Origin of the sequence: Enterobacter sp. WCHEn045836 (assembly GCF_003965585.1) — a bacterium.
GTDB classification, from domain to species: domain Bacteria; phylum Pseudomonadota; class Gammaproteobacteria; order Enterobacterales; family Enterobacteriaceae; genus Enterobacter; species Enterobacter dissolvens.
In genome coordinates this window covers 323,686-347,823 of the sequence record NZ_RXPT01000002.1, presented here as the reverse complement: position 1 = coordinate 347,823, position 24,138 = coordinate 323,686, and the positions used below count along the sequence as shown (strand labels likewise).

The 24,138-nt window shown below is 53.2% G+C and carries 17 protein-coding genes and 1 pseudogene; 10 read left to right on the top strand and 8 right to left on the bottom strand.

Annotated features, from left to right (window positions below):
* Window positions 1-16: 16 nt before the first annotated feature.
* Window positions 17-2,218, bottom strand: a complete 2,202-nt coding sequence (locus tag EKN38_RS04050) for an ATP-binding protein (RefSeq protein ID WP_126521657.1) — start codon at window positions 2,216-2,218, stop codon at window positions 17-19.
* A 1,190-nt stretch (window positions 2,219-3,408) separates the two neighbouring features.
* Between EKN38_RS04050 and EKN38_RS04040 the strand changes: the two genes are divergently transcribed.
* Complete coding sequence (locus tag EKN38_RS04040) at window positions 3,409-4,227, top strand: DUF4225 domain-containing protein (protein WP_014833243.1); 819 nt, start codon at window positions 3,409-3,411, stop codon at window positions 4,225-4,227.
* On the opposite strand, the gene EKN38_RS04035 is transcribed toward EKN38_RS04040, so the two are convergent.
* From EKN38_RS04035 to EKN38_RS04025, 3 genes are all read right to left on the bottom strand, one after another.
* Window positions 4,205-4,531 (bottom strand): hypothetical protein, encoded by a 327-nt coding sequence (locus tag EKN38_RS04035; protein ID WP_014833244.1) that lies wholly within the window; start codon window positions 4,529-4,531, stop codon window positions 4,205-4,207. The two genes, EKN38_RS04040 and EKN38_RS04035, sit on opposite strands and share 23 nt — an antisense overlap.
* Window positions 4,532-4,780: 249 nt before the next feature.
* Window positions 4,781-6,568 (bottom strand): hybrid sensor histidine kinase/response regulator, encoded by a 1,788-nt coding sequence (locus EKN38_RS04030; protein ID WP_014833245.1) that lies wholly within the window; start codon window positions 6,566-6,568, stop codon window positions 4,781-4,783.
* The gene (locus tag EKN38_RS04025) at window positions 6,565-7,197 is read right to left on the bottom strand and encodes a LuxR C-terminal-related transcriptional regulator (RefSeq protein ID WP_014833246.1); all 633 of its coding nucleotides are present in this window, start codon (window positions 7,195-7,197) and stop codon (window positions 6,565-6,567) included. The genes EKN38_RS04030 and EKN38_RS04025 overlap by 4 nt, the downstream gene beginning before the upstream one ends.
* 175 nt (window positions 7,198-7,372) lie before the next feature.
* On the opposite strand from EKN38_RS04025, the gene EKN38_RS04020 reads away from it, so the two are divergent.
* Together EKN38_RS04020 and EKN38_RS04015 are read left to right on the top strand one after the other, a co-directional pair.
* Entirely contained in the window at window positions 7,373-7,687 is a 315-nt protein-coding gene (locus EKN38_RS04020) for a lipoprotein (protein WP_013098694.1), read from the top strand.
* A gap of 116 nt (window positions 7,688-7,803) precedes the next feature.
* Window positions 7,804-10,806 carry an autotransporter domain-containing protein gene (locus tag EKN38_RS04015; RefSeq protein WP_014833247.1) on the top strand — a complete coding sequence of 1,001 codons (3,003 nt, stop codon included), beginning with the start codon at window positions 7,804-7,806 and terminating at the stop codon, window positions 10,804-10,806.
* A gap of 79 nt (window positions 10,807-10,885) precedes the next feature.
* On the opposite strand, the gene EKN38_RS04010 is transcribed toward EKN38_RS04015, so the two are convergent.
* A complete protein-coding gene (locus EKN38_RS04010; RefSeq protein ID WP_014833248.1) occupies window positions 10,886-11,413 on the bottom strand; it encodes a LuxR C-terminal-related transcriptional regulator in 528 nt (175 codons plus the stop codon).
* A 671-nt stretch (window positions 11,414-12,084) separates the two neighbouring features.
* On the opposite strand from EKN38_RS04010, the gene pgaA reads away from it, so the two are divergent.
* Genes pgaA through pgaD form a run of 4 tightly spaced genes read left to right on the top strand, consistent with a single transcriptional unit; the run spans window position 12,085 to window position 18,218 of the window.
* Entirely contained in the window at window positions 12,085-14,523 is a 2,439-nt protein-coding gene (gene pgaA / locus EKN38_RS04005; protein WP_014833249.1) for a poly-beta-1,6 N-acetyl-D-glucosamine export porin PgaA, read from the top strand.
* 8 nt (window positions 14,524-14,531) lie between these two features.
* Entirely contained in the window at window positions 14,532-16,469 is a 1,938-nt protein-coding gene (gene pgaB / locus EKN38_RS04000; RefSeq protein ID WP_014833250.1) for a poly-beta-1,6-N-acetyl-D-glucosamine N-deacetylase PgaB, read from the top strand.
* The gene (pgaC, locus tag EKN38_RS03995; protein ID WP_014833251.1) at window positions 16,462-17,793 is read left to right on the top strand and encodes a poly-beta-1,6-N-acetyl-D-glucosamine synthase; all 1,332 of its coding nucleotides are present in this window, start codon (window positions 16,462-16,464) and stop codon (window positions 17,791-17,793) included. Before pgaB ends, pgaC begins: the two co-directional genes overlap by 8 nt.
* The gene (pgaD, locus tag EKN38_RS03990; RefSeq protein WP_014833252.1) at window positions 17,790-18,218 is read left to right on the top strand and encodes a poly-beta-1,6-N-acetyl-D-glucosamine biosynthesis protein PgaD; all 429 of its coding nucleotides are present in this window, start codon (window positions 17,790-17,792) and stop codon (window positions 18,216-18,218) included. The genes pgaC and pgaD overlap by 4 nt, the downstream gene beginning before the upstream one ends.
* 52 nt (window positions 18,219-18,270) lie before the next feature.
* On the opposite strand, the gene EKN38_RS03985 is transcribed toward pgaD, so the two are convergent.
* Both EKN38_RS03985 and gss read right to left on the bottom strand, forming a co-directional pair.
* Window positions 18,271-19,377, bottom strand: a complete 1,107-nt coding sequence (locus tag EKN38_RS03985; RefSeq protein ID WP_014833253.1) for a phosphotransferase — start codon at window positions 19,375-19,377, stop codon at window positions 18,271-18,273.
* 157 nt (window positions 19,378-19,534) lie between these two features.
* Window positions 19,535-21,397 carry a bifunctional glutathionylspermidine amidase/synthase gene (gss, locus tag EKN38_RS03980; protein ID WP_014833254.1) on the bottom strand — a complete coding sequence of 621 codons (1,863 nt, stop codon included), beginning with the start codon at window positions 21,395-21,397 and terminating at the stop codon, window positions 19,535-19,537.
* Between the two features lie 183 nt (window positions 21,398-21,580).
* Between gss and yghU the strand changes: the two genes are divergently transcribed.
* The 3 genes and pseudogenes from yghU (at window position 21,581) to EKN38_RS03960 (ending at window position 23,329) form a co-directional block, all read left to right on the top strand.
* Window positions 21,581-22,450, top strand: coding sequence for a glutathione-dependent disulfide-bond oxidoreductase (gene yghU, locus EKN38_RS03975; protein ID WP_014833255.1), 870 nt, complete (start codon window positions 21,581-21,583; stop codon window positions 22,448-22,450).
* Between the two features lie 160 nt (window positions 22,451-22,610).
* Window positions 22,611-22,727: pseudogene (locus EKN38_RS03970) on the top strand (glycine zipper family protein); the annotation flags it as partial.
* A gap of 278 nt (window positions 22,728-23,005) precedes the next feature.
* Window positions 23,006-23,329, top strand: coding sequence for a hypothetical protein (locus EKN38_RS03960; protein WP_014833257.1), 324 nt, complete (start codon window positions 23,006-23,008; stop codon window positions 23,327-23,329).
* On the opposite strand, the gene EKN38_RS03955 is transcribed toward EKN38_RS03960, so the two are convergent.
* Complete coding sequence (locus EKN38_RS03955; RefSeq protein ID WP_043951696.1) at window positions 23,307-24,110, bottom strand: DUF4225 domain-containing protein; 804 nt, start codon at window positions 24,108-24,110, stop codon at window positions 23,307-23,309. The genes EKN38_RS03960 and EKN38_RS03955 overlap by 23 nt on opposite strands.
* Window positions 24,111-24,138: the final 28 nt, after the last annotated feature.

Genomic DNA, 24,138 nt, shown 5'->3' with positions numbered 1-24,138 from the left:
GGAGGAGAAGCCTGACTTACTCCTCCTCTTGCTCCTCTTTCAGCAGTGCGTCTATACCTGCTTCATGCGCCTGTTTCGCAGAGATGACAAGTTCAAGCAAATCAATAACATTTACTGAAGAACTGGCGCCGAAATTACTCATCGCGAAAATCAAGTCCTGCTGCCCATCCCCCTTCGAATCGGGAGAAGGTTTTTTGCCGATCAAATAACCCACTACTTCAATCTTACGATCATGGAATTTAGTTCGTAGATGTTGATCGGTTTTTCGTATGTAACGAGTTAATTGTTCGAGATGATCTTTTACCAGATCAATCCCCGGTGACTTGAGTTCAACAATGATCACTTTCTCACAGGCGATGCTGTTCGCCGCAACATAAACCAAATCGGGTCGTGTTTCGTCATCCGTAACTCTCGCATTGTCGTCGATTTCAAGCACACGATTGAGCTCACGGCAGACATCCCCCATAGGACGATCGCTTGTCAGAAAGTTCGAATAGGTAACGTCAACTAGCCAGGGGTTTTCTTTGAGCAGAAGATGGAGTTCCTTTTCAAATCCTTTGTTTTTACGTGTTGTATTACCCTCATCATGCAGTTTCTGCAGAGCGTTAATCGCTTTATTACGTCCGCGGTACAGTTTCAGCAGATCGCTTCGCTCCATGCGTGTCAAATCTGCCATCGAATTCGCCAATTCACGGATACTCCCCGGATTGGTTTCGAGTTCTATCAGACGTGTGAGCACTTCGCTGGAGTTTACAGCCTGGAGCAGGATAGGAGCCATTTCCATGTAAATGTCACTTTTAACACCATGTTCTTTTCCAATCACCTTGAGAATTTCTTTTGCAGCTCTCTGAGATTTACCGTTAAGTGAATGGATAGGGACAAGGATCCTTTTGGTGTATTCGTCCTCTTCAATCGCTTTGGTAATGACCACATCCCTATATTTCGAATGTTCACCCAGAGCTGTTTTCATCAATTCTGTCACCTGGCGGGACAGTGCAGCAACGACAGGATTATCCTTATTAAGCCCTTCGCGACTGGTGACGATGAAATCGTGTTCGTATTCATCAACGGAGTCAGCGAGGACGATACATTCCATGTAGTCCTGCGCATGGAAGTTATGTACACCTGAGTGAAGGTCCAACAAGCTTGGGCCATGGGCAAGCCTGCCATGTGCATAAATTCTTGCCCCACGTCGTTCTGCAGGCAGACTGGCTCTTTTTCGCGAGGTTTGTGCATCGGTGCCGTGATCTTTGGGGCGAGCCCGAAAACGAATGATGTATTGAAACTCAATAGAGCTTTCTTCATCGTCAGAATCGATGGCAACTTTACCTATACCCATGTTTGCCAGGCTGGCTCCTGGCGGATAGGTATACTCCCAGTCAATCTCTTCTTCTTGTACCGGTGTGCCATTAATTTTGATACAGAACCCCTGATCGAGGATACAGAAGGTTCTCGCTAACGTCGCATTGATGGTATCAGGAGATGATTTCATTGAATCACATCTCAGGTTACTGAGTTCTACCTCAGTAAAATGTTCATCCACTGGCAGGTCTTCGACATATACAGCCTCAAAGGAGTTGTTACTTAAGTCAGTGGTGCTTTTTATCTTCGAATAATCCATTTCAAAGCTAGTTGAATATGTCTGACCCTGACGTTTACTAGTAATGCGAATATGTTCAGCTGCACCAAAGCCAGCAAGTTTGCCCACGCCTTTTCGCCCCATCACTTTTCTGCGTCCTGACTCGCTGGTCTGCAGCGTTTGTTGGCCTTTGTCATCTATGCGACGGTTTCGGGTGATAGCCAGAAAGCAGTTCTGAATTTCATGCGCATCCATACCGTGACCATCATCGCAAATTCGGATAGTGATATCCGAAGGGAGTGGGTCATAGACGGCTGAAGCATTTTTGCGTGTTCCGGCATTCTTCTCAGCGCGAGCATTCGCACGAACGATGTTTTTTGCTGAGTTGATACGTTCAAAATCCATATGGATTTCTACGTTTTCTGCATCAGCATCATAGGCATTCGCAACAAACTCGGCGAGGCATTTTGCAACAGATGAGTACATATTGTGCCCCATCGTTTCCAGCATGCCTGAGTGAATGCGCAGAGAGAAGGCCTCGGGTCTTGTCTCCAACGGAAGCTTTTCAGTTATTGTGTTTGCTGGCAATTTTGCCCCAGTCGGAAAACGAGGATTTAACGGCAAGAGATTCTCAGGCATATGAACTCCATGTACGGGTTGTGCATAATCAAATATTTATATAAAGCACATTCAAGTGAACGTACTGTAATCAAAATCATACTGCCCGGAGGAGGTGTTAGAACTACAATGTGAGAAAACAGACCAGACAAAGAGCCATGGCTGGCGATTTCAGAAAAACAGGAAAGAGCCTGATTTACCCCGGGTTTTGTTTTTATCAGAATCGCGCAGTTTACCTGAACAAGTCAACTCCCATAAATCAATCGAACTGATGGCTTGTTAGTGTCCACGCTGATACAACGTTATAAAATCAATATTTTTACATCTGGATGCAGCGGGTGACCTGGTGTCTGGTTTTATTACCTTCACAGTAATCACTATGAGGACAAAATATTTGCATTTAAGTACTTTCAAAAGAGGACAGCGCAAATCACTTTTAAACGCTCTGAACTGGTCGAGAGACTGAACGCGCCACTACCCGGTAATACTGGCATTCAGATAGCAGCCCGGATGATTTACCAAGCTGCACAAGGGAAATATTATTACCTGCGAAGATTTCAACAAGCCACTTGCCAGGCAGGCCTACTTATGGTCAGAATAATACCGGCATCCCCGGTGATTTTCTTCTGGTGGTTTGTTACTGGATGCTGTAACGCACCGGGAGCGTCACCATCCATAAGACGACCATTGAAGCCTCAGCACTTCACCCTGAGGCGAGTATTCCCTTCTTGTCACAGATTCGAGTTTCCGATGCATACCAGACGGGAACGAGGGTACAAATGAGGGTACAAATATCACCACATCAGAAATTACCAATAAATAACAATGAAATACATAAAAACATCGATTCCGAGTCCGGCACCACTCATTTATAACCCTCGCTTCGGCGGGGGTTTTTGCTTTCTGAGTCAGCAAAGTAGTTACCGCCCTTTTCTTTCCTCCATCCTCCGCTTCCCGGTGGTACGCAATTGGCGTGTTTACCGTCACACAGAAACAGATAAACCTGACCTTCACCGATCTGTTCAAGTATTGTAAAGCACATATCAACCCCACAAAGCCCAACAGAGTGGCGTCACGTATCCGTGAAGTGACTTCTGCTTCAGACCACGTAACCACATTGCTACTATATAGTGCGTTGGTACGCATGGCTGTCATGGGGAGTCGTTTATCAGTCTAAGCAGTGGCCGGTAAAGCAATGGAGAGAAATTACAATGGATGCAGCATTACTTAACATGATGCACTCAGGTGGAAGAAATAAAGCCTGGGCGGAAACTATGGTGAATATGGAAGCCAGGAAGCTGGTAAATACAGCCAACACTCTGTCGGCTTTTCATCTCAGCGATAGTCTGACTCGAATGAAGTTTATTCAGGAAATTCGTGACCTCATAGAACAACAGTTTACGTTAGCTCGTCGGGCTAAATCAGATGAAGAATGCATGGAATGCGTTAAAGTTCTGAGAGAAGAAAACTGTAACCTCCTGGAACAAGCTCGTTTATTACGAACGCGGGCAGCCAAACTTTACGCTAAAGTCGAGTTCATCCGAGAGAATAACAAAATTGTTGGATATGTGATCTCGGCAGTCAGTGTTGTGCTGGCCGGTGCTGAAATAGCTGCGGGGCTTACCCTCATTGGCACTATGACCCCTCTCGGGGTTCTTGCTGGTGCGATACTGGTTACTGACGGGGCAAACAGCATCAGTAAAGAAGTTGCTCGCTACGCAACTCACAACACGACCAGTGAAGGGCTGGTCGCGAATGCCGCGATGTCTACAGCTGAGTTTATGGGCTTTAGTCGTGAGAATGGGTTAGGCGTCTACAAATCAATCTCACTGGCCGCTAATGCGTACACCATTTTTGGCTTGTTACGGCGACCTGGTACCTGGCGACTGTTTCGATATCTGCCTGCTGACTATTACCGAAAGGTAAGCACACTGAGCCGCCCGCAGCTAACAATGAAAATAGCTGGTTATGGCGTGAAAGCTAAGATTGTTTTTGATCTGTTGTCCGTCAGCGATCCGTCCCAGAATTAGTCAGCATTTTACGATAACGCCAGGATTTGTAGCCAAGTTTTGCTGGCGTTATATACCAGATAAAAGGTAGTAAAATCAATAACGTGATCGCAAGTGTCAGACTTGTATCCTGAGATGCAAGTAAAAGAGTTAAAGCCAGTATGATGAAGGCAATAATAGTTATCCACTTCATTGCCTTAAAACGATTGGCCAGATCATGCGTTACGCTATCAAACGAACCACCGTAATTCTCAATATTGTTTTTTAGCTTTTGAAGATCTTGTTTGCTAAAACCTGATTTTAAAAGTGCTTCTTCGCTGGTCATTCTGTTATCAGTCCCATAACTCACTGAACCTGGGACGAAGTTTAACTTAATTTGACGGATAAATCGCTACCTGACGATATTCGTCAAATTTATATTTATATCAACTCGTTGAACATATCTTAGAGTATACGCTCGAAAACTGACATCTACCCGGTACAAAAAACGTGCAGGACAGCGCGAGCTAGCGGGCCTTACAGCCTGGCGACCGGGAGCAGGCAGTGAAGCTTAACGCTGCTGCTGCCTATTCTTCTATCCACGACTCCCGGACCACTGTGTCAGCAGCGCATGCAGTTTAGCCGGCTCCAGAGGCTTGCGTAGCACCATGTACCCTTCCTGCTCCGCCTCCAGCAGAACCGGCGAATTAAATTCGCCGCTGACCATCGCGCCGCTCATGTCCGGCAGACGTTCAAAAAGCGCTTTCAGGATGTCGAAGCCGCTTTCACCGGATCGCAGACGCTGGTCGCACAATACGGCAAACGGCGTAAAGCCATCGTCGATGATAGCGAACGCTTCTTCAGCGGAGGCCGCACAGCGCACGTTGATTCCCCAGATGCTCATCAGGCTCTCCCAGGCAGACGTCACCAGCGGGTCGTCATCAACGACCAGACAGGAACCGTGCAGCGGCGTATAGCGTACCGGCGTGGCGATGTGGTCATAGGCGGGCCGCATCTCCGGCGCGCTCTCGTCGCCAGCATATTGGGTGAAGCGCATCCAGAAGCGTGAACCTTTACCTTCAATGGATTGCATCCCGTACTTCACCTTCATCAGCTTGGCACAGCGGGCAACTACGGCCAGACCCAGCCCGTGTCCTGCACTGTCGATCTTCCAGGCCAGTTCGGGGCGGTAGTAAGGTGAGAAGATTTTACCTTTCTCGTCATCGGCAATACCAACACCCGTGTCCCACACCTCCACCATACACCCGTCACCGCGCGGTCGAATGGCGACCAGCACGCCGCCCTGTAGCGTGTAGCGGAGGGCATTTTGAATCAGGTTAATCAGGGATTGTCGCACCAGCAGCGGATCGCCCATCACGTAGATGCGGCGTTTAGGCCGCCAGGTGCGCAGCCTGAGTGCGCGGCTGTTGGCCTCTTCGCGAAACAGCGTGATCACCGAGTCGAGCAGCGCGCCAATGTCCACTCTGGCAGGGGCAGTAAGCACATTCCCGGATTCAATCTTGCTGAGGTCAAGGAGGGAATTGAACATCAAATGCACCGAGCGGACGCTCTGCTGCAGATCAAGCAGCTGGGGTGTGAGACTGTCGTCCCGGTTTCGGTGGATAATCGCTTCGATCAGAAACCCCATGGCGTGTACCGGCTGACGCAGGTCGTGGCTGGCGGTCGTCAGGAACTGATTTTTATCCAGCAGCGCCTGCTCGGCTTCCTCTTTGGCCTGGCGAAACTGTTCTGCCAGGCGTGAGCTTTTTTCCTCAAGCAGCGCCTGCTGAATGAAGAACGCGTGCGACGTTAACGCATGGCGGTAAATGGCGAAGCCGTACAGCAGGTTCAACATCAGCACAATGAACATCAGATCGTCCAGCCGCCAGATAATGCCAAGGTTCAGTACCCCCCAGGAGGCGAAGAAAAAGCACGTAAAGGTGCTGATGACCGGCGTCAGATGCGTCGCATTGGCGGCAACGATGGCGGCAATACTGATATTCAGGAGCAGGAAAAAGTCAAAGTTCTGCGTCTGCGGAGTAATTAAATAGAGAGATGAAATCCCCAGCCCGTGAATTAAAGCGATCTTATTTATACGTGGCAGCCAGCGGCGCAGGACATCCGCTTCATCATGCTCTTTCGCTTCGCGCTGGTAGCGTCGGTGCAATATTCGGATCGCCACGGCACATAGCAGGTAAATAATTATCCAGGTAATGGTTGGGCCGAGTTCGTCGCCCAGCAAATTAATCCAGATGGCGAAAGGAATGCCGACGAAAGGGACAGCGCTGAAGCTGAACACCAGCCGCAAAAAGGTATTGTTTAGCAAACGGATCTGCGCGGGAGGAGAGATGCCAGCGTTCTGTAAGCTCTGTAAAAATCTCATTCCGACTGTTCCCGTTTGCCATGCAGAAGCGTGATGGCTTCGACCCGACTGTTAACGCCTATCTTTTTCAATATATTGCTGATGTGTTCTTTGACTGTAGGCTCAGAAATAGAAAGTTGCGCGGCGATTCTTTTATTTGGCAGGCCGCGCATAATCATATTTAACACGTCTATTTGGCGCGGCGTTAAGTTAAATTTACTTAACTTCTCATTATTCGATTCAACGGAAAATTCGTTTCCCTCAGGAAACCAGGTGAGATTATCAGTGAGGGCAAAAACGGCCCGCGAAAAAATTTCAGGTGGCTCGCTTTTCAATACGAAACCGTGCCCACCGGCGGCGTGAACTTTCTGCCAGATATCATTATTATCATCCCCGCTAACCACCAGGAGCCTTACCTGTGGGTAAAGTTGTTTGACTTCTTTGAGTAATTTCAACGCGGTTCCGGACGAGAGCCAAAAATCGATTACCAGCAAACGTGGCGGGCCATTATCCCTAATTTGACGGTAGCAATCATCCTCATTCGTCACCACACTCGCCTGCTTAAATCGGCAATGTGTAATCAGAAAATTGGCGATGCCGCTTGCTACCAATGGATGGTCATCAACGACCAACGCATAATTCTGCCCCAAAGGATCCTCCTTTTACCTTCGCATATTAGAGAGTACGGATGAATTATTATCTACCCACCCTACTTTAGGAGGGTTTTTTCGATTAGGAAAGGGAAATATATTATTCGCTGATTTGAGTAATAGAAAACATAAATACAATCAGCGAAATTAACTGATTGGATATAAAGGATAATTTATGAAAAAGCCACTACTCTTTTTAACCGTTACGTTGATGCTAGCCGGTTGTTCCACGCTGAAAACCGATCAGGCCATTCCACTCCTGCAGGCGGAAACCGCTAAAATGCTGGGGCTGGGCTCATCGGATGAAATAACCGTGACCAATGTTAATGGCGCCCAACCGGATGCACTGGGAGGGCAAAAGCTGTCTTATCGCGCGACAACGGAAAAAGGCCGTATTTTCGATTGCTCATCGATGATGATGCCAGGGATTTTAGGATCCGCCCCGACGCTGAGCGCGCCAACCTGTACACCTGTGGTCACCCATAAATAATTAACTTCACATCAAAAGGCGTACACATATTACGCCTTTAACTTTTTCTGTCGTATCTGATTTTTCATTTAAAACCGATTTTCCAGACATCACGCTAATGAGTACGGAGATAACCCGTGAATAACTCTACATCGCATTCTTTAGCGGTTAAGACGCCGCTTTCCAGACTTTACCTCGCTCTATTTTCCGCGCCGCTGTTACTGCTTTCACCTGCCGATTTCGCACGTGCAGCCGATGCCATTTTTGATGGTGACACGCGTATTACCGAAACGCTGGGTTACACCGGAGACGTTTACGTTGGACGCAATCAACGCGGAAACCTGCTGATCGATAATGGCAAAATCACCGCTTATAACATCAATATCGGTCGGCTGTTCAACGGCCAAATTTATGAAAGCGTGGTCACGGTCCGTGGGCCAAACGCTGAGCTTAAGGCGGTGAACGATCAGTACGTCCTGCGCGGCGACCTGAATCTTGGCCTCGGCACCCTGCGAGTCGAAGAGGGCGCGCTGGCGAGTGCAAAAGAGATCGTTGTCGGCACCACCCGCGGCTACGACAGCCACCTTATCGCCACGGGTGCCGGCTCTCGCGTGACCAGTAATTTTCTTAGCGTAGGCCCCGATCTGGGCGCACGCTCCACGCTGGCGATTGAAGATGGCGCGGCGCTCGATACCACCTACGATGCGCGCATCGGCAATGGTACCGGGCCGGATGAAACCGACACGCTGAGCCCGAAAGCCACCGTCACGGGGAGCGGCTCACAGTGGAATGTTGGCCGTACGCTGACGCTGAATGGCGACCTGGACGTGCTGAACGGCGGAGCGGTTAACGTGGGCGGCGTGCAGGTGGCGGGCGTCTCCGGGGCAGGGAAAACCGCCGAGCTGGTTATTGCGGGCAAAGACTCGCGCTTTACCAGCGACAGCAGCGTTAGCGTGGGCGATTATGGCAATGGCGTGCTGTCGGTTATTGACGGCGGTTCATTTTCCGCCGGCAGCAATGCGCTGATTGTAGGGACATCGGGCTCCGGTTCGAACCGGGGGGCGCTCATCATCGGCAGCCGCGGCAACATGGATACCGGCACGGGTATAACTGAGCCAACGCTTGGTACGGCAGGCGGCGCGGGTACCCTCGATGCGAAGACAGCAATCAGCCTGCGCGGCGGGCTGTTCGGCAGCTATGTCTACTTCAACCATACCGACGAAAACTACGTCTTCAGCAACAAGATGAGTGGCGAAGGTGAGGTGATCAATACCTCCGGGCAGACAACGCTGAACGGCGATCTTTCAGCGCTTCAGGCGAACGTGACCGCACGCGGTGGCAAAGTCATTATTGCCAGCAACATCAACACCCAGCCAGAAGACGATATTTTTGAGATTCAGACCCTTAGTGCTGAGAACGGCGGTACGCTGATCCTCAACGCGACGGCGGGTTCAGACGTCAGCAATGGGCTGGGTTACAGCAGCGCCGCGTCAATCAAGGCCGGTGGCACGCTGGGCGGCAACGGTACGCTGGGCCAGACCGAGATCCTGTCCGGTGGGCATATCTCACCAGGGGATGGCGATATCGGCACGCTGACGCTGAAACGCTATCTGAATTTTGTGGGCGAGTCTTTCTATGACGTTGATATCGCGGGAGATGGCCGCAGCGACCAACTGCTGGTATCGGGCAAAACCACCATCAGCGATCTGGCTAAAGTACAGGTCACCGCGCTGGATCCGCAAACCAGCTATAAAACGGGACAAAGCTATCGCATTTTAACTTCCGACGGGGGCATTGACGGTCAGTTCGCCGGAGCAATATCCAAATCCGCCTTCCTGGACGTGGCGCTCAAGCAGAGCACTAACGCCGTCGATCTGACCATCGCGCAGAAAGAGACCGGCGGCGAAAACCCGGGCGGTGAGAATCCAGGAGGAGAAAACCCTGGAGGCGAAAACCCGGGCGGTGAGAATCCGGGCGGTGAAAACCCCGGCGGAGAAAATCCTGGCAGCGGCAAGCCAGGGATTTTCCAGACCGTGGCCAGGAGCAGCAACCAGTGGAATACCGCCGGGGCGCTCTCCACGCTGACGCAAAGCGGCCCGTCGCTTGCGCTGTATAACTCGCTGCTGGTGCTGAGCGCGCCGGAAGCGCGCGAAGCGTTCAACCAGCTCTCCGGTGAAGTGTATCCCTCGATGCAATCCAACCTGATCGCCGGCAGCACGCAGGTGTTTAACGTGTTAAACCAGCGGATGCAGCGCGCGTTTGATAACGACAGCCTGCCGATACCACCGCTAGCAATGTCGCTGGTGCAGCAGCCGGAGCCGCAAAACAATGGCGTCTGGGGCCAGACCTTCGGCTCCTGGAGCCGAAACAGCGGCGACGGTAACGTGGGCAAGCTGGACGGCAACACCACCGGTTTCCTGCTGGGGGCAGATCGCAAGCTGGCGGACCATAACGTGCGTGTCGGTGGCTACTTCGGCTACAGCCGCGGGGATTACGACGTCGACAGCCGTCGTTCCTCAACGGATACCGACAACTATCACCTCGGCCTGTATGCAGCGGGTCAACAGGATGCGTTCTCCCTTCGCGGCGCGCTGGGTTACACCTGGCACAAGATCGAAGGCGAGCGCAACGTTGATTTCAGCGGCTTCTCGGATCGGCTGAAGTCAGATTACGACGCCAACTCGCTGCTGGCGTTCACCGAAGCGGGTTACCGTTTCGGCCAGCCAGAGATGAATGTCGAGCCCTTTGTTAACCTCTCCTGGATCCGACTGCATACCGACAGTTTCAGAGAGGACGGCGGTGCCGCCGCGCTGAGCGTACGTAATGAAACCATGAACACCTTCTATTCCACCCTCGGGGTGCGCGGTGTGACCGCGTTGCCGAAGAACGTTAACCTCTACGGTTCGTTGGGCTGGCAGCACGCCTATGGCGATAAGAATACCTCTTCGCGCATGGCGTTTGCGGGCAGCGACGCGTTCATTACTCAGGGTCAGGCCGTGGATGAGGACGTGATGGTGGGTGATATCGGCGTGAGCGTGCAGCTGTCGCGTGCTGCGACGCTGGATGTGGGCTATCAGGGGCAATATGGTGCCGATACCCGCGTCAACTCGGTTAACGCTAATCTGCGCTGGTCGTTCTGATTGATATCAACGCTGAAGTGCCGGGTTGCGCTACGTCGACCCGGCCCTCGTGGCGGTTTTTTTTTGGTTTATGACCCAATCAGGGATCGTTCCCATCTCCATCCAGCAGTTTGTTTTTAAAGATAAACAAACACGCCTCGTTAAAATTCTCCGCCCCCAGCCGTTCAGAGAGCGCCGTTCGCGTGCGGTAGAGACTTTTAATCGAGGTGTTCAGTTCCTCCGCCACCTCTTCCATTGACATGCCCGCCCTGAGCAGCCGCAGCATAATCGCTTCATGGGTACTCAGCCGTAAGTTAAGCAGCCATTTGGTTGTCAGACGCCTGCCTTTCATATTCAGCACCAGATTAAACAACGACGCCATGTCAGCCACCGGAAGCGCAGTATTCATAAACATCTTCATGCTGAGCTGATTCTCCTCCCGGTGCCGCATATCGAGCATCACGCAGCCGATTGTTTTTCTCGTTCTGGCCGGATGGCGTATCAGATAATCATACAGACGGAGCGGTGAACGACTGTCAATCAGCACAGAATATTCATCTGCACTGTTATCAAATATCTTTCTGTCAATCGAATCCAGCAGGATTATATCCGGAAAAAATATCCTCATTCCCCTGACGAGGTAGCGATCCTGTGTCACTAACACTATTGAAGTTGCCACTAACCATCCCTTTTAGATTAAAGCAAGAACGACCCTTCAGAAAGAAGACGCCTTCGTTTTATAGCGCTTTTATATGAACGATAAATGTATTCTGGCTTTGATCATCCCTCGACACACACATTGATTTGCAAGACTTCCCATAGACTATCACTCAATGTCTGCTATTAATTATAAGTAAAAAACAATCGCAGAAAAGTCACCTCTCAAGATATTAAGAATTTTTGTCACGAAACTTCCCAAACATGCACCGGAAAGTACTTTAATTTATGCAGCAAAGGCGCATTAAAAATATAAACAAAAACGTCACAATAAAAATAAATACATTATATATCAAAGCATTACAAATATAATATCCATTCAAAATAATCATAAAAATCACCTGAATACAGAATTATCTCAAAACAACAAGCCGGCTTTTCAACATATTTATCCGTCAACATATCAGGTGTACATTACCTTTCACCCGGTCCATGACGATAAGGATCCATAATTACCTTTAAGTAAGTACCTCATAACGTAACTGCATTCACATTTTACGCTCTCATTTATGGCCTTTAACACTACGTATAAAGGCGGCCGTGTTGCGCAATGGATTTATGATAAACAAATGGCAAATAGATATGGAAAGATCACTTCGCTTCAATACTTTATTCTTTTACCGCGCCCCAAAATTATTGTGTCTGCTATTACTGTTTCCCATTCTGGTTCAGGCTGCCGAATCCGTATATGACCAACAGATTCAGCAGGCGCGTAATGGTAATTACACTTCGTTTCTCCATTACCTGCAGCGTTATCAACAACAGCATGCCCTGACGCCTGAACAAGTTGCAGACTGGCTGCAGGTTGCCTCCTGGGCAGGACGCGATGACGAGGTTATTCAGGTATGGTTGCGTTATAACGTCTATATGCCACTCCCCGCCCGTGGCGTTGCCGCAGCCGCGCAATCCTGGAGAAATCAAAAGCAGTGGCAACCTGCGCTCGCACTCTGGAAACAGGCCTGTAGCCTTGCACCGGAACATGACGACTACCGTGTCGGGTATATCAAAACGCTGGCCGATGCCCGCATGGATCAACTGGCCCTGCAGGAAGCGCAAAAGCGGGTAACAGCGCACCCCAGCCAGATAAACCTGGAGACGCTCGCCTATGTGTACTTACGCCAGGGGAAAAGCTGGGATCGTCTATTAGCGGACACCCGCGCCCTGAAGAGCGCCCCCGAGAATCAAGCACTGCTCAGCGCGCTCATCGACGACCTGAACGATAACCGGGTCAGTACGCCTGCCCTGCGGCTGTCACAGGGTATTGCTCTGCCTCCGGCACAACAACGCCAGCTTGAACTTAACGCCGCCGCCGAACAGGTACGCCTGGCTGATGTGCCTGGCCGTACGGAAAAAGAGCGCCTGCGTCTGGCGCAAGCCGCACTGAATCGCTATGACGCTCTGCTTGCCCGCTGGCAACACGAACCGCAGGCGGCAGAAGATATCATTCGCGCCCGCGTCGACCGCCTTGGTGCGTTGTATGCGCAGGGTGATTATCCGCAGGTGATCGCTGAATATCACGCGCTGACGTCAGCGCACCATCCGGTGCCGGGCTGGGCAATCGGCTGGGTCATCTCCGCGTATCTGCAGGAGCAAAACGCCGATGCAGCCCTGGCACTCCTGCAAAAGTATCCTGACTATGCGCGTAACCCGCAGGACGAACAGCATCAGCTTTTCTATGCCTGGCTGGATACCGGGCAGTATCAGGCCGCCCGTCAGTATGTCGAGCGGATAACCCGTCACGCCTCCTGGACCCGCTACGATTTCGGTTCGCCAACCGCCCAACCCAACGATCAATGGCTTATCGGCCAGTCGCTCACGTTTCAGTATTTGCTGGCAACAAATGCCCTGCCGGAAGCCGGAGCACTGGCGCACCGTCTGGCCGCCACGGCGCCCGGCAATCAGGGGCTACAGATTGATTATGCCGCCCTGCTTCAGGCCCGCGGCCTGTCACGTGCGGCAGAGCAAAAGCTCAAAATGGCGGAAGTACTGGAGCCCTCAAATACAGAGCTGGAGAAGCAGCAGGCTTACGTCGCGATGGATCTGCAGGAGTGGCGACAAATGGAACTCCTGACCGACGATCTGCTCGTCCGTGCGCCACGCGATCGCAGCGTCCAGCGCCTGGACAGGCTCAGAAATGTACATCATATGTCTGAACTGCGTCTGAACGCAGGCAAGGGATTGCACTCCGACAACCCGGTCAGCGGGACTCACGATCTGAACTGGGACGCCACGCTCTATGGTCCACCAGTCGCCGATAACTGGCGACTGTTTGGCGGCACCCGCTTTGCAGAAGGCAAGTTTGACAAAGGTAAAGGCACCAGCCGCCATCTCGTTGGTGGCGTCGAATGGCGGTCCCGGGATATCTGGCTTGAAGCGGAGCTCTCCGGCAACCGTTATCACGGCACCAGCACACCTGGCGCTCGCCTCTCCGGTCAGTACAGTCTGAACGATCGCTGGCAATCTGGCGGCAGCCTTGAACGGGTATCACGCACCACGCCGTTGCGGGCGTTACGCAATGGGATCCGTGCAGACCGCGCGGAAGGCTGGGTGCGCTGGTATCAGAACGAGCGTCGCGAGTATCAACTCAGCGCCGCAGTCAGCCATTTTTCCGACCATAACCGCCGACAGGAGTACACCCTCACCGGCAAGGAGCGGCTCTGGCAAACGCCGACCCTGACGCTGGATCTTGAACCGGGCATCTCCGCCAGCACGAATAGCCTGCGGGATACGCTCTATTACAACCCCGAGCGGGATCTGTCCGCGACGGCTGCGTTGTCCGTCGATCATCAGCTGTACCGCTATTACGACACCCTCTGGAGCCAGCAGCTGGTCGCCGGAGCCGGAGGTTACTGGCAGAAAAATCAGTCCGCCGGCGCCATCACGCTGCTCGGCTACGGGCAACGCGTTCAATGGAACAACGTCGTCGATACCGGCGTGATGTTGAACTGGGATAAGCGCCCTTACGACGGTAAACGAGAAAGCAATCTCTCCGTCACCTTCGATGCGACTTTACGGTTTTAAGGATGAATATGTTGAACATTCGTTTTCGTGTGGGCCTGCTCATCATCGGCTGGTTATGCCTCAGCGCGAGCGTCTGCGCACAGGCCCTTTCGTTTGTTTCGCCCCACGAGAGACCTCAGCCGGAAGCCAGTAAACCCTGGCCAAAGAATCAGTTTCTCGTGCTGGCCTACCACGATGTGGAAGATGATGCCGCCGATCAGCGCTACCTCTCCGTACGGACCAGCGCTTTAAACGAGCAGATAAGCTGGCTTGTGCATAACGGGTATAACGCCATCAGCGTGCAGGATATTCTGGATGCCCATGACGGTAAAAAAACGCTGCCGCCGAAAGCCTTTCTGCTCAGTTTTGACGACGGATACAGCAGCTTTTACACCCGCGTCTGGCCGCTGCTCCAGGCCTGGAATGTGCCGGCGCTGTGGGCTCCGGTCGGCAGTTGGGTGGATACGCCAGCACAGCAAAAAGTGAATTTTGGCGGTCTGATGACCCCCCGCGATCGCTTCGCGACGTGGGACATGGTGCGCGAGTTAAGCCAGTCCCCGCTGATTGAGATTGGTTCACATACCTGGGCCTCACATTACGGCATACCGGCCAATCCGCAGGGAAGCCGCGAACCGGCCATTGCCAGCCGCTTTTACGATAACGCGACAGGGCGCTACGAAACTGACCAGCAGTTCAGCCAGCGCATCGGCGATGACGTACGGAAAGTCACCGAAAAAATCGCGCAGGTGACGGGCAAAGCGCCGCGCGCCTGGGTGTGGCCTTATGGCGCTGCCAACGGCACGTCGCTCGCCATTGCCAGACAGCAGGGTTATCAGCTGGCCTTTACCCTTGAGGACGGGCTGGCAGACGTGCGTCACCTCGACAACATCCCGCGCCTGTTGATCTCCGGGAACCCTTCGCTCAAATCTTTTGCCAGCAGCATCGCGCAGATCCAGGAGACCGATCCTGTGCGCGTCATGCACGTGGATCTGGACTACGTTTATGATCCCGATCCGGCTCAGCAGACCAAAAATATCAACATGCTGATCCAGCGGGTCTATGACATGAAAATCAGCCATGTTTTCCTGCAGGCGTTTTCTGATCCCCTCGGCAACGGCACGATTAAGGCGCTCTATTTCCCCAACCGCCAGCTGCCCGTGCGTGCCGATCTCTTCAACTTTGTCGCCTGGCAACTGCAAACCCGCGCGGGCGTAAAAGTCTACGCGTGGATGCCGGTTCTCTCGTTCGATCTCTCCCCTGCCCTGCCGCGCGTGCAGCGCCGGGATCGTCAAACGGGCCAGGTGCGCGTCGCCACCGAGCCCTATACCCGACTTTCGCCGTGGGACCCACAGGTTCGCCAGCAGGTGACCGAAATCTATGAAGACCTGGCCCGCTATGCCAGCTTCAACGGCATCTTGTTCCATGACGATGCGGTGCTCACGGACGTGGACGACGCCGGGCAGCAGACGACGCGTCAGAAAAGCCAGACGCTGATCGGGTTTACCCACGCCCTGAGCCTGGCGGTGAAGCACATCCGTGGCCCGCAGATAAAAACCGCGCGCAATATGTTCGCCCTGCCAATCCTCGACCCGGCGAGCGAAGCGTGGTTTGCGCAAAATCTTGATGACTTCCTGGCGGAGTATGACTGGACGGTGCCAATGGCCATGCCGCTGATGGAGTCCGTCCCGGCTGACGAGAGCAACGCCTGGCTAACGCGTCTGGTTAAGACCGTCGCCGAACGCCCCGGCGCGCTGAATAAAACCATTTTTGAGCTGCAGGCCCGTGACTGGGCGCAGACACCGCAACGCGCCGTACCCGACAGTCGTCTGGTGGAGTGGATGCGCGTGCTCCAGCTTAACGGCAGCAAACATTACGGTTACTACCCCGACGATTTCATCCATAACCAACCTGATATGTCCCGTATCAGGCCTGAATTCTCTTCGTACTGGTATCCTGACAATGACTGATCGCCTTATTGCCTTCTCAATTTTATGCCTGGTATTCGGGTTGCCATTAGGCGTGGCCGCCCTCTTTACCGGCGAACTGATTCTGGATTTTGTCTTCTTCTGGCCCCTGTTCATGTCCGTGTTCTGGATCACCGGGGGGCTCTATTTCTGGTTTCAGCTTGAACGACACTGGTCATGGAACAGAAAAACGCCTGCCCCGACGTTAGAGGGCGATCCGTTAATTTCGATTCTCATTCCCTGTTTCAATGAGGAGCGAAACGCCCGGGAGACGATCGGTGCCGCGCTGGCCCAGCGTTACCCGAATATTGAGGTTATCGCCATCAACGATGGTTCGTCAGATAACACCGCGCAGGTGCTGCAACAGCTGGCGCAGGAGCAGCCGCGTCTGCGCGTCATCCATCTGGCGGAGAATCAGGGGAAAGCCGTGGCGCTGAAAGCGGGCGCAGCGGCGGCCCGGGGGGATCTTCTGGTCTGTATTGATGGCGATGCCCTGCTCGATCGCGATACCGCCGCTTATCTGGTTGCCCCGCTGATCCACTATCCCCACGTGGGCGCCGTGACCGGGAACCCGCGTATTCGTACGCGCTCCACGTTAATTGGCCGCATTCAGGTGGGCGAATTCTCCTCCATCATTGGGCTCATCAAACGCACGCAGCGGATCTATGGCCGGGTCTTTACCGTCTCAGGCGTCATTGCGGCCTTTCGCCGTCAGGCGCTGGCGGACGTGGGCTACTGGAGCCCGGATATGATCACCGAAGATATCGACATCAGCTGGAAGCTTCAGCTTCGCCACTGGGATATCTTTTTCGAACCGCGCGCGCTGTGCTGGATCCTGATGCCGGAGACGTTAAAAGGGCTGTGGAAACAGCGCCTGCGCTGGGCCCAGGGCGGCGCGGAGGTGTTCCTGGTCAATCTTCGCAAGATCGTGCGCTGGGAACATCATCGCATGTGGCCGCTGTTTTTAGAGTACGCCCTGTCAACGCTGTGGGCGTTCGCGTATGCGGTGACGGTGCTGTTATTTATCATCAGCACCCTCACGCCGCTTCCGGCAAATCTGACCGTCACGAGCCTGTTCCCGCCGGAATTCACCGGACTCCTGTTGGGGATCATGTGTGTGCTGCAGTTCCTCGTCAGTTTGTACATTGAGCGACGTTATGAACGCAACGTGGCGAGTTCGCTCTTCTGGATCATCTGGTTTCCGATGGTGTACTGGATGATCGGCCTGTTCACCACCCTCGTCGCCTTCCCGAAGGTCATGCTTAAACGCCAGCGCTCACGCGCGCGCTGGATCAGTCCGGACAGAGGAAAAGGGAGCATTCAATGAACGAGAATACGTTAATCCTGACTGAACATCGGCTGGTGCCCCGGCTTTTTGATGCAGCGTTAACCCTGCTGGCCTGGGGTGGATTTCTGTTTTTCCTCTATGCCAACCTGTGGATGCAGATAACCAACGAGAGCGACTACCGCTGGGGAGTCATTATTGCCTCCTTTAAGACGGTGCTGATCTATTTGCTGATTGCCGCGCTCAACGGCTGGTTGCTGATTCTGTGGTATCAATATAATCGCCGCCGCGCGCATGCGAGACGACATCGCCGCGCAGCATCGCTTAAGCACGACGAGCTGGCCCGCAGCTTTAACGTGACGCCGCAAATCATCTCAGAGATGAGTCAGTACAATTTACTGACGGTCTATCATGACCAGATTGGACGCATAATTGATTTGAAAATCAGTCAGCAGGACGAGGAATAAGGCTCAGACATCCGCAGGTTCTTCCTGCGGATGCTGTTTCTGCGGGTCACTCTCAGCGCTTATACTGTGGCTGCATAGCGTCACAGGCGAGCTGACGTTTGCGTTGATATTGCGCCAGTAACGCTCTCTGACTTTTACCTTTATTATCGTAAAAAAGCGCGCCGCCTTCGTTAAGCACCTCGTAACACGCCTGGATCGACTGAGTAATGTACTCAATCCTTTTCAGGGTCAGTGGCGTACAGCTTTGCCCATGTAAATCATCCTCGACATCCAGAACGTGTGAGCGAAACGCCTCAATGGTGAAACCGCGCTGCAGGCTTTGATTATCACGCAGTGCCTGTTGCCAGCGGGTAATAATCGCATCCAGCCAGACGAGCACCGCCGCATCCGCGCCTTGCGACGCCAGTTTTTCTCTTTTATGGCGATAATGCTTCAGGGCCACTGTTTTCAGGGCATGATACTGCGACAGTTGCACGGCTTCAGGCTGATTTTCTTCGAGCAGCCTTCCGAAGAAAAAGCGGGTTTCAAAACGCTCGCAGGCGTGAAAGAGGGGATCCTGCAGGCCATTGCTGTTGTAGCTCTGCAGAGGCTGGAAAGGATACATATACCCGAAATCGAATAACCAGAGATGTCCGTTATCCATAAGAAGATTGCCGGGACACAAATCCCACTCCATAAGACCGGCCTCTTCGCATGCCATTAGCGTTGATAAAACCTGTTCAAACAGATCTTCATCGACCTTTTCTGGCGAGTGGCCCGGCAGCCAGGGCGAGAGAATAATCCCCTGGCGAAAGTTGGCATAAATCGTCGGTACGATGTGATCGAATCGTCCCGCCCACAACGGATCGTTTTTGAGCCGGGTGAAATCAGCCCGTCTCTGTACTTCATTGAGGAACGAGGTCTGGCCATCGGTATTTCGCACCAGCGCCTCGTGTCGTTTCTGCTTGAGGGTGTAGTGTCTGCCCTCAATACACAGATGCAGGACCTGAGCGGTAAGGCCGCCATCAAAGCATTCAACGACGCAGGGATCGGAAGACGAAAGCTGCATTAATTTCTCAGGGGCCATCGGGCAATGGCGGCTGTCACCGACAACAATATTCTCTGCTGAGGCAATAAAAGAGAGCTGGGCTTGCTGGCGGGCATGGGTGAAAGTGTTCATATGCTGTCCATCAGGTTGAGGGTCATCATCAGCCTGGCCTGGCCGCAGCCAGAAATCTTCCTCCGTGAGGCAGGATTTGAGGGAGGAACCTGAGGGTGGAGAAAGACAAAGAAAAGCCTCCGCAAGCGATCCTTGCGAAGGCTCGGTTACTGCCTGGTTACTTATCCTTGACCACAATCAGCGGTTCAATATCGCTCTCTTTTTTCACCACCAGCGTTTGATCCCCACGCAGACAGGTGCCGCCGTAATTCCCGCCCACGGTAAAGGTACAGACCTGGATATATTTGCCATCCACCTTCGGCAAACACCACAGCTGCTGGTAGATATTCTTGCGATCGACAAACTTGCCGCTGGATTTATCCAGCAGTTCATCCTGGGCGCTGATCAGATCGATATTACTGCCGCAACGTCCGGCGATCGGTTTGACGGCATAACCGGTCTGCTTCAGCAGGTCGTTAACCTCAAAATCGGTATCAAGCAGGTAGCGGTGGTTCGGGAACAGCTGCCACAGCACCGGCAGGATCGCCTTATTGCCTGGGATCACAGTCCACAGCGGTTCGAAGACCAGCACTTCCGGGCGCAGCAGCACGTCAATCAGCCGTACTTCGCCTGCCGGGTGACCGGTGCGGATCGGCACGGCAGCGTACTCGGTTTCGCTGACCTCCCGGATCTGCTCGATTGCCGTTTCCCACGCCCAGGTTTTCCACACGCAGTTGACGTGGCGACCTTCGTCGTCGATCAACTGCCCGGCGGCATCCCAGCTCAGCGCGCCGAGACCGTGCAGAATTTTGGTGTCAAACCCGGCCTGCAGCAGCGAGCGCTGAATGAAGAGCGCGTGGTAGTCCTCTTCGACATCGTTGTCCTGCATGATGTGCACGAACGGACGCGCATGGCTGTGTTTCCACGCCCCGGTCAGTTCCTCCAGCAAACCTTCTGCCGGGTTGTGCCCATTGCCGCGATAGCCGTGTTTAACCCACTCTTCCAGAATTAAGCCGCCCTCGGTGTGGCAGGAGGCGGAATCAGCATTGTACTCGTAAACCTTAATGCCGCGCTCATCCATACAGAAATCCATACGACCGGTGATCATATGGTGCCGACGCCACTGCCAGGAGAGACGCAGGCGCGGCCAGAGGATTTTGGGAATGTCGAAAAGCGCCAGTAAGTTGTCATCTTTCAGCACTTTGTCGGTGGCGTGCAGATACATCAGATGCAGTTCATTGGTCGCTTTAATCAACTCCTGTTCGGCGCTTTCGGTAATCGTGAAATAGTGGCAGGGATCGTGATTAATAACGTGGCCGTTGGCACGGATGTAGGCCTGCTGCAGGGCGTCATTTTCGTTGAGCCATTTTCCGTCGTATTGACGTTTATTCTTCAACCGCGCACCGCTGATTTTCAGCAGTTCGCCGTCAGGTTCGGGCTGGGGAATGCTGTGCTCCGTGTCGTCCGTCTGGATCATCCAGCCAAGGATTTCGGTATCGCTGAAGGTGTCATGAAGCGTGTAACAGCCGTTCTCAACGGTCATGCGCAGCTCACGGGTCCACTGCTGTCCGAGCAGGAGCGGAGAGTGAATTACATTCTGCTCGGCAATGCGGACCTTGCCCTCCAAAAGCTGGGTGATTACCGCGACATGGCCGGTTTCATGGAACTCGCCGCCCTTTTGCCAGATGAGGAGCGCCCCGGCCTGCGGCGCGCGTTTCGAGCCGTTGGCAAAAGCCTGTAACGGCAGAATATTATCGTTCACCACCTGGCGCAAAAAGCGCAGGGAGAAGATCTCCCACGCCATCCCGACGTCGGTAAACACGAAGCCATAGTTGAGGAACAGGAAACGGCGGGCGAACTCCACACACTGCCACTTGTGGCCCATGTATTCGTTGCCGATATAGCTGCGGAAATCCGCGTCTTGCGGGTACTTACGCGGGTCCAGACTGCCGTAATTTGAAGAGTAAATCGCCACGCCACCGGGCGCATAGCCTAACAACGTCCCGAATGGCGCATCACTGCTTAACTTTCCTTTACGCATGTATCCAACCTAAAACAGGCAGGCGGCAATTTTTTGAAGGGTTGTCGTCGTCTGCACGTTGTAATTAACCTGACAGAGGTGGGGTTATCATACACCTCCCCTGACCTTTGCGCTCAGTTCGTTAAACGGTCTATTCATCTCCTGCTACACTGCCTCAACACATCACAAAAAAGGCAGGCCAACATGTCAGACGAAAATACCTATCAGCCACCCAAAGTGTGGGAATGGAAAAAGAACGGCGGCGGGGCGTTCGCCAACATCAACCGTCCTGTTTCTGGTGCCACGCATGAAAAAGAACTGCCCGTCGGTTCGCACCCGCTGCAGCTATACTCCCTGGGTACACCGAACGGCCAGAAAGTGACGATCATGCTCGAAGAGCTGCTGGCGCTGGGCGTAACAGGCGCGGAGTACGACGCGTGGCTGATCCGCATCGGCGAAGGCGATCAGTTCTCCAGTGGCTTTGTTGAGGTGAACCCGAACTCGAAAATACCGGCGCTTCGTGACCACTCCACCACCCCGCCAACACGCGTATTTGAATCCGGCAACATCCTGCTCTATCTGGCAGAGAAGTTCGGGCATTTCCTGCCAAAAGATCCGGCTGGCCGCACGGAAACGCTGAACTGGCTGTTCTGGCTGCAGGGCGCGGCCCCATTCCTCGGTGGCGGTTTCGGCCATTTCTACAACTATGCGCCGGTGAAGATCGAGTACGCGATTGACCGCTTCACGATGGAAGCCAAACGCCTGTTCGACGTGCTGGATAAACAGCTCGCCCGTGGCCGCTACGTGGCGGGTGAAGAATACACCATCGCCGATATGGCGGTCTGGCCGTGGTTTGGCTGCGTGGCGCTGGGCAGCGTCTACAACGCCGCCGAGTTCCTGGATGCAGAGAAATACACTAACGTGCAGCGCTGGGCGAAAGACGTAGCGAACCGCCCTGCCGTGAAGCGTGGACGGATTGTGAATCGCACCAACGGTGAGCTTAACGAGCAACTCCACGAACGCCACGCGGCGAGCGACTTCGAGACCAAAACCGAAGATAAGCGTCAGGCATGATGCACTGCCGGGCGGGTAACCGCCCGGCCAGGCAAATCCTTGCCCAGGGCATGATTAGCTTAAGGGATGGGCCGGTATTACTGGCTCTATGCGGACGTTTTTCTCCAGCCAGACGGCGAGAAGCGACGTTTCAACCGACAGCAGTCACAAAGGATTTGTTATGAAATCAATCAATACAGCGCTGGTGATCAGCATCCTCCTTTTTTCTACCTCAGGCATGGCGATGGACAAAACCGCCGCCGGTGCGGTAGCCGGCGCGGCGATTGGTGAAGCGACGCACTGATAAATGCCGTAGCTCTGCATTTCAAACCGATATGATAAAGAAACCCAGCTATTACGCTGGTTTTTTTTCTTCTCTCGGTTCCGTTTGAGAAACGGGAAGTATTGCCGCGATCGTGACGGGTAGCCCCCTGCTTGCGGTCTCCTCATGTACGGAACTTTCTCCGGAAAGTTGTCATCGTTCATGCTCCGTAATTTCTTTTATTTTGCTTACGCTGGCCACCTGGGGATTATTGGTCTGATACAGTATACTTTCGCCTGATTAGGGAGGACGTGATGGCTATCAGTGAGAAAGACCTGCTTGAGGCAGGTTTCAGCAAAAGCGAAGTAGACAATTTACAGGGCCGACTCGCAGCAGCCGGCGGTACAATGCAGCATCTCATCGATGCGCTCTCACGGCGCTTCCTGGTTTCGGTATGGGTCACGGTCGCGCTGGTTTTGGTTATGCTGGTCACCCTTATCACCGGCAGCCAGACACACATTCTTTCCGGGGGCATGAGTTCCCTTGTTGTCCTGATCATTGCCTGGGTGACCTTTCCACCAGTTCTGGGCTGGAAAGCATTCCGCCTGCAAAAGACTATTTCCCGACAGGCTCGATAGTCAGTAAATCAAGCGCCACTTTGGCTTTAACACCCCATCCCGCAATTTTAAGCGCCATCGCGGGCCGTGGCGTGTCGGATACTTTCCTGACGAAATCGGGCCTGGTCCAGTACCACAGCCGTTGTGCTTCGGGTTTCAGCCTCAGACCATACGCGCCGTAGACTTCACTGAAAAGCGTGACAGCCTTATAGGTCCCCAGCCCCTGCTGCCGGCTGAAGCCCAGGAATTCTGCGACTTCCATCGAACCGTCAGCGAAAATTCCCTCCGTTTGCTTATCACCGAGGAGGTTGTGTGCGGCCTCACGTGAAATAGTGTTAAGCCCGTTAACAACAATCACGGCACCGGCCACCACGCCCACCGGCGTCATGGAGGACATCATAACAATCCCGCCAAAGATAGCCGCTCCGGCCACCACCACATCAACAGCCGAGATGATGTAGCCCACAATTTTGTTCTCGTCCCGGACAACCTTGACCTCGGCATAGAGTTTTGCATAGCCGGTTTTGAGGGAACGGGACTGTTCAAGCAGACTGGTATTCTCAGCACGCAATGCCTGCAGGCAGGCCATACAGTCATCATCCGTTTTTGCCCGGCGAGCGGCCTCAAACTGGGCCATGATGAATGCCCTTATCTCATCCACAAACTGAATGCGGATAAAACCATCCTGAAGATGCATAGCCGCTACCGTGTTGGCCGTATTAACCAGTGTCCTGGCCTCCAGATTGATCATGGTTTCCGCCCAGACTCGGGGGTTCTGACCGGGTAAAAGCAACGTGTCCATTTTATCGCCTCGCTGATCTGTTTCAGAA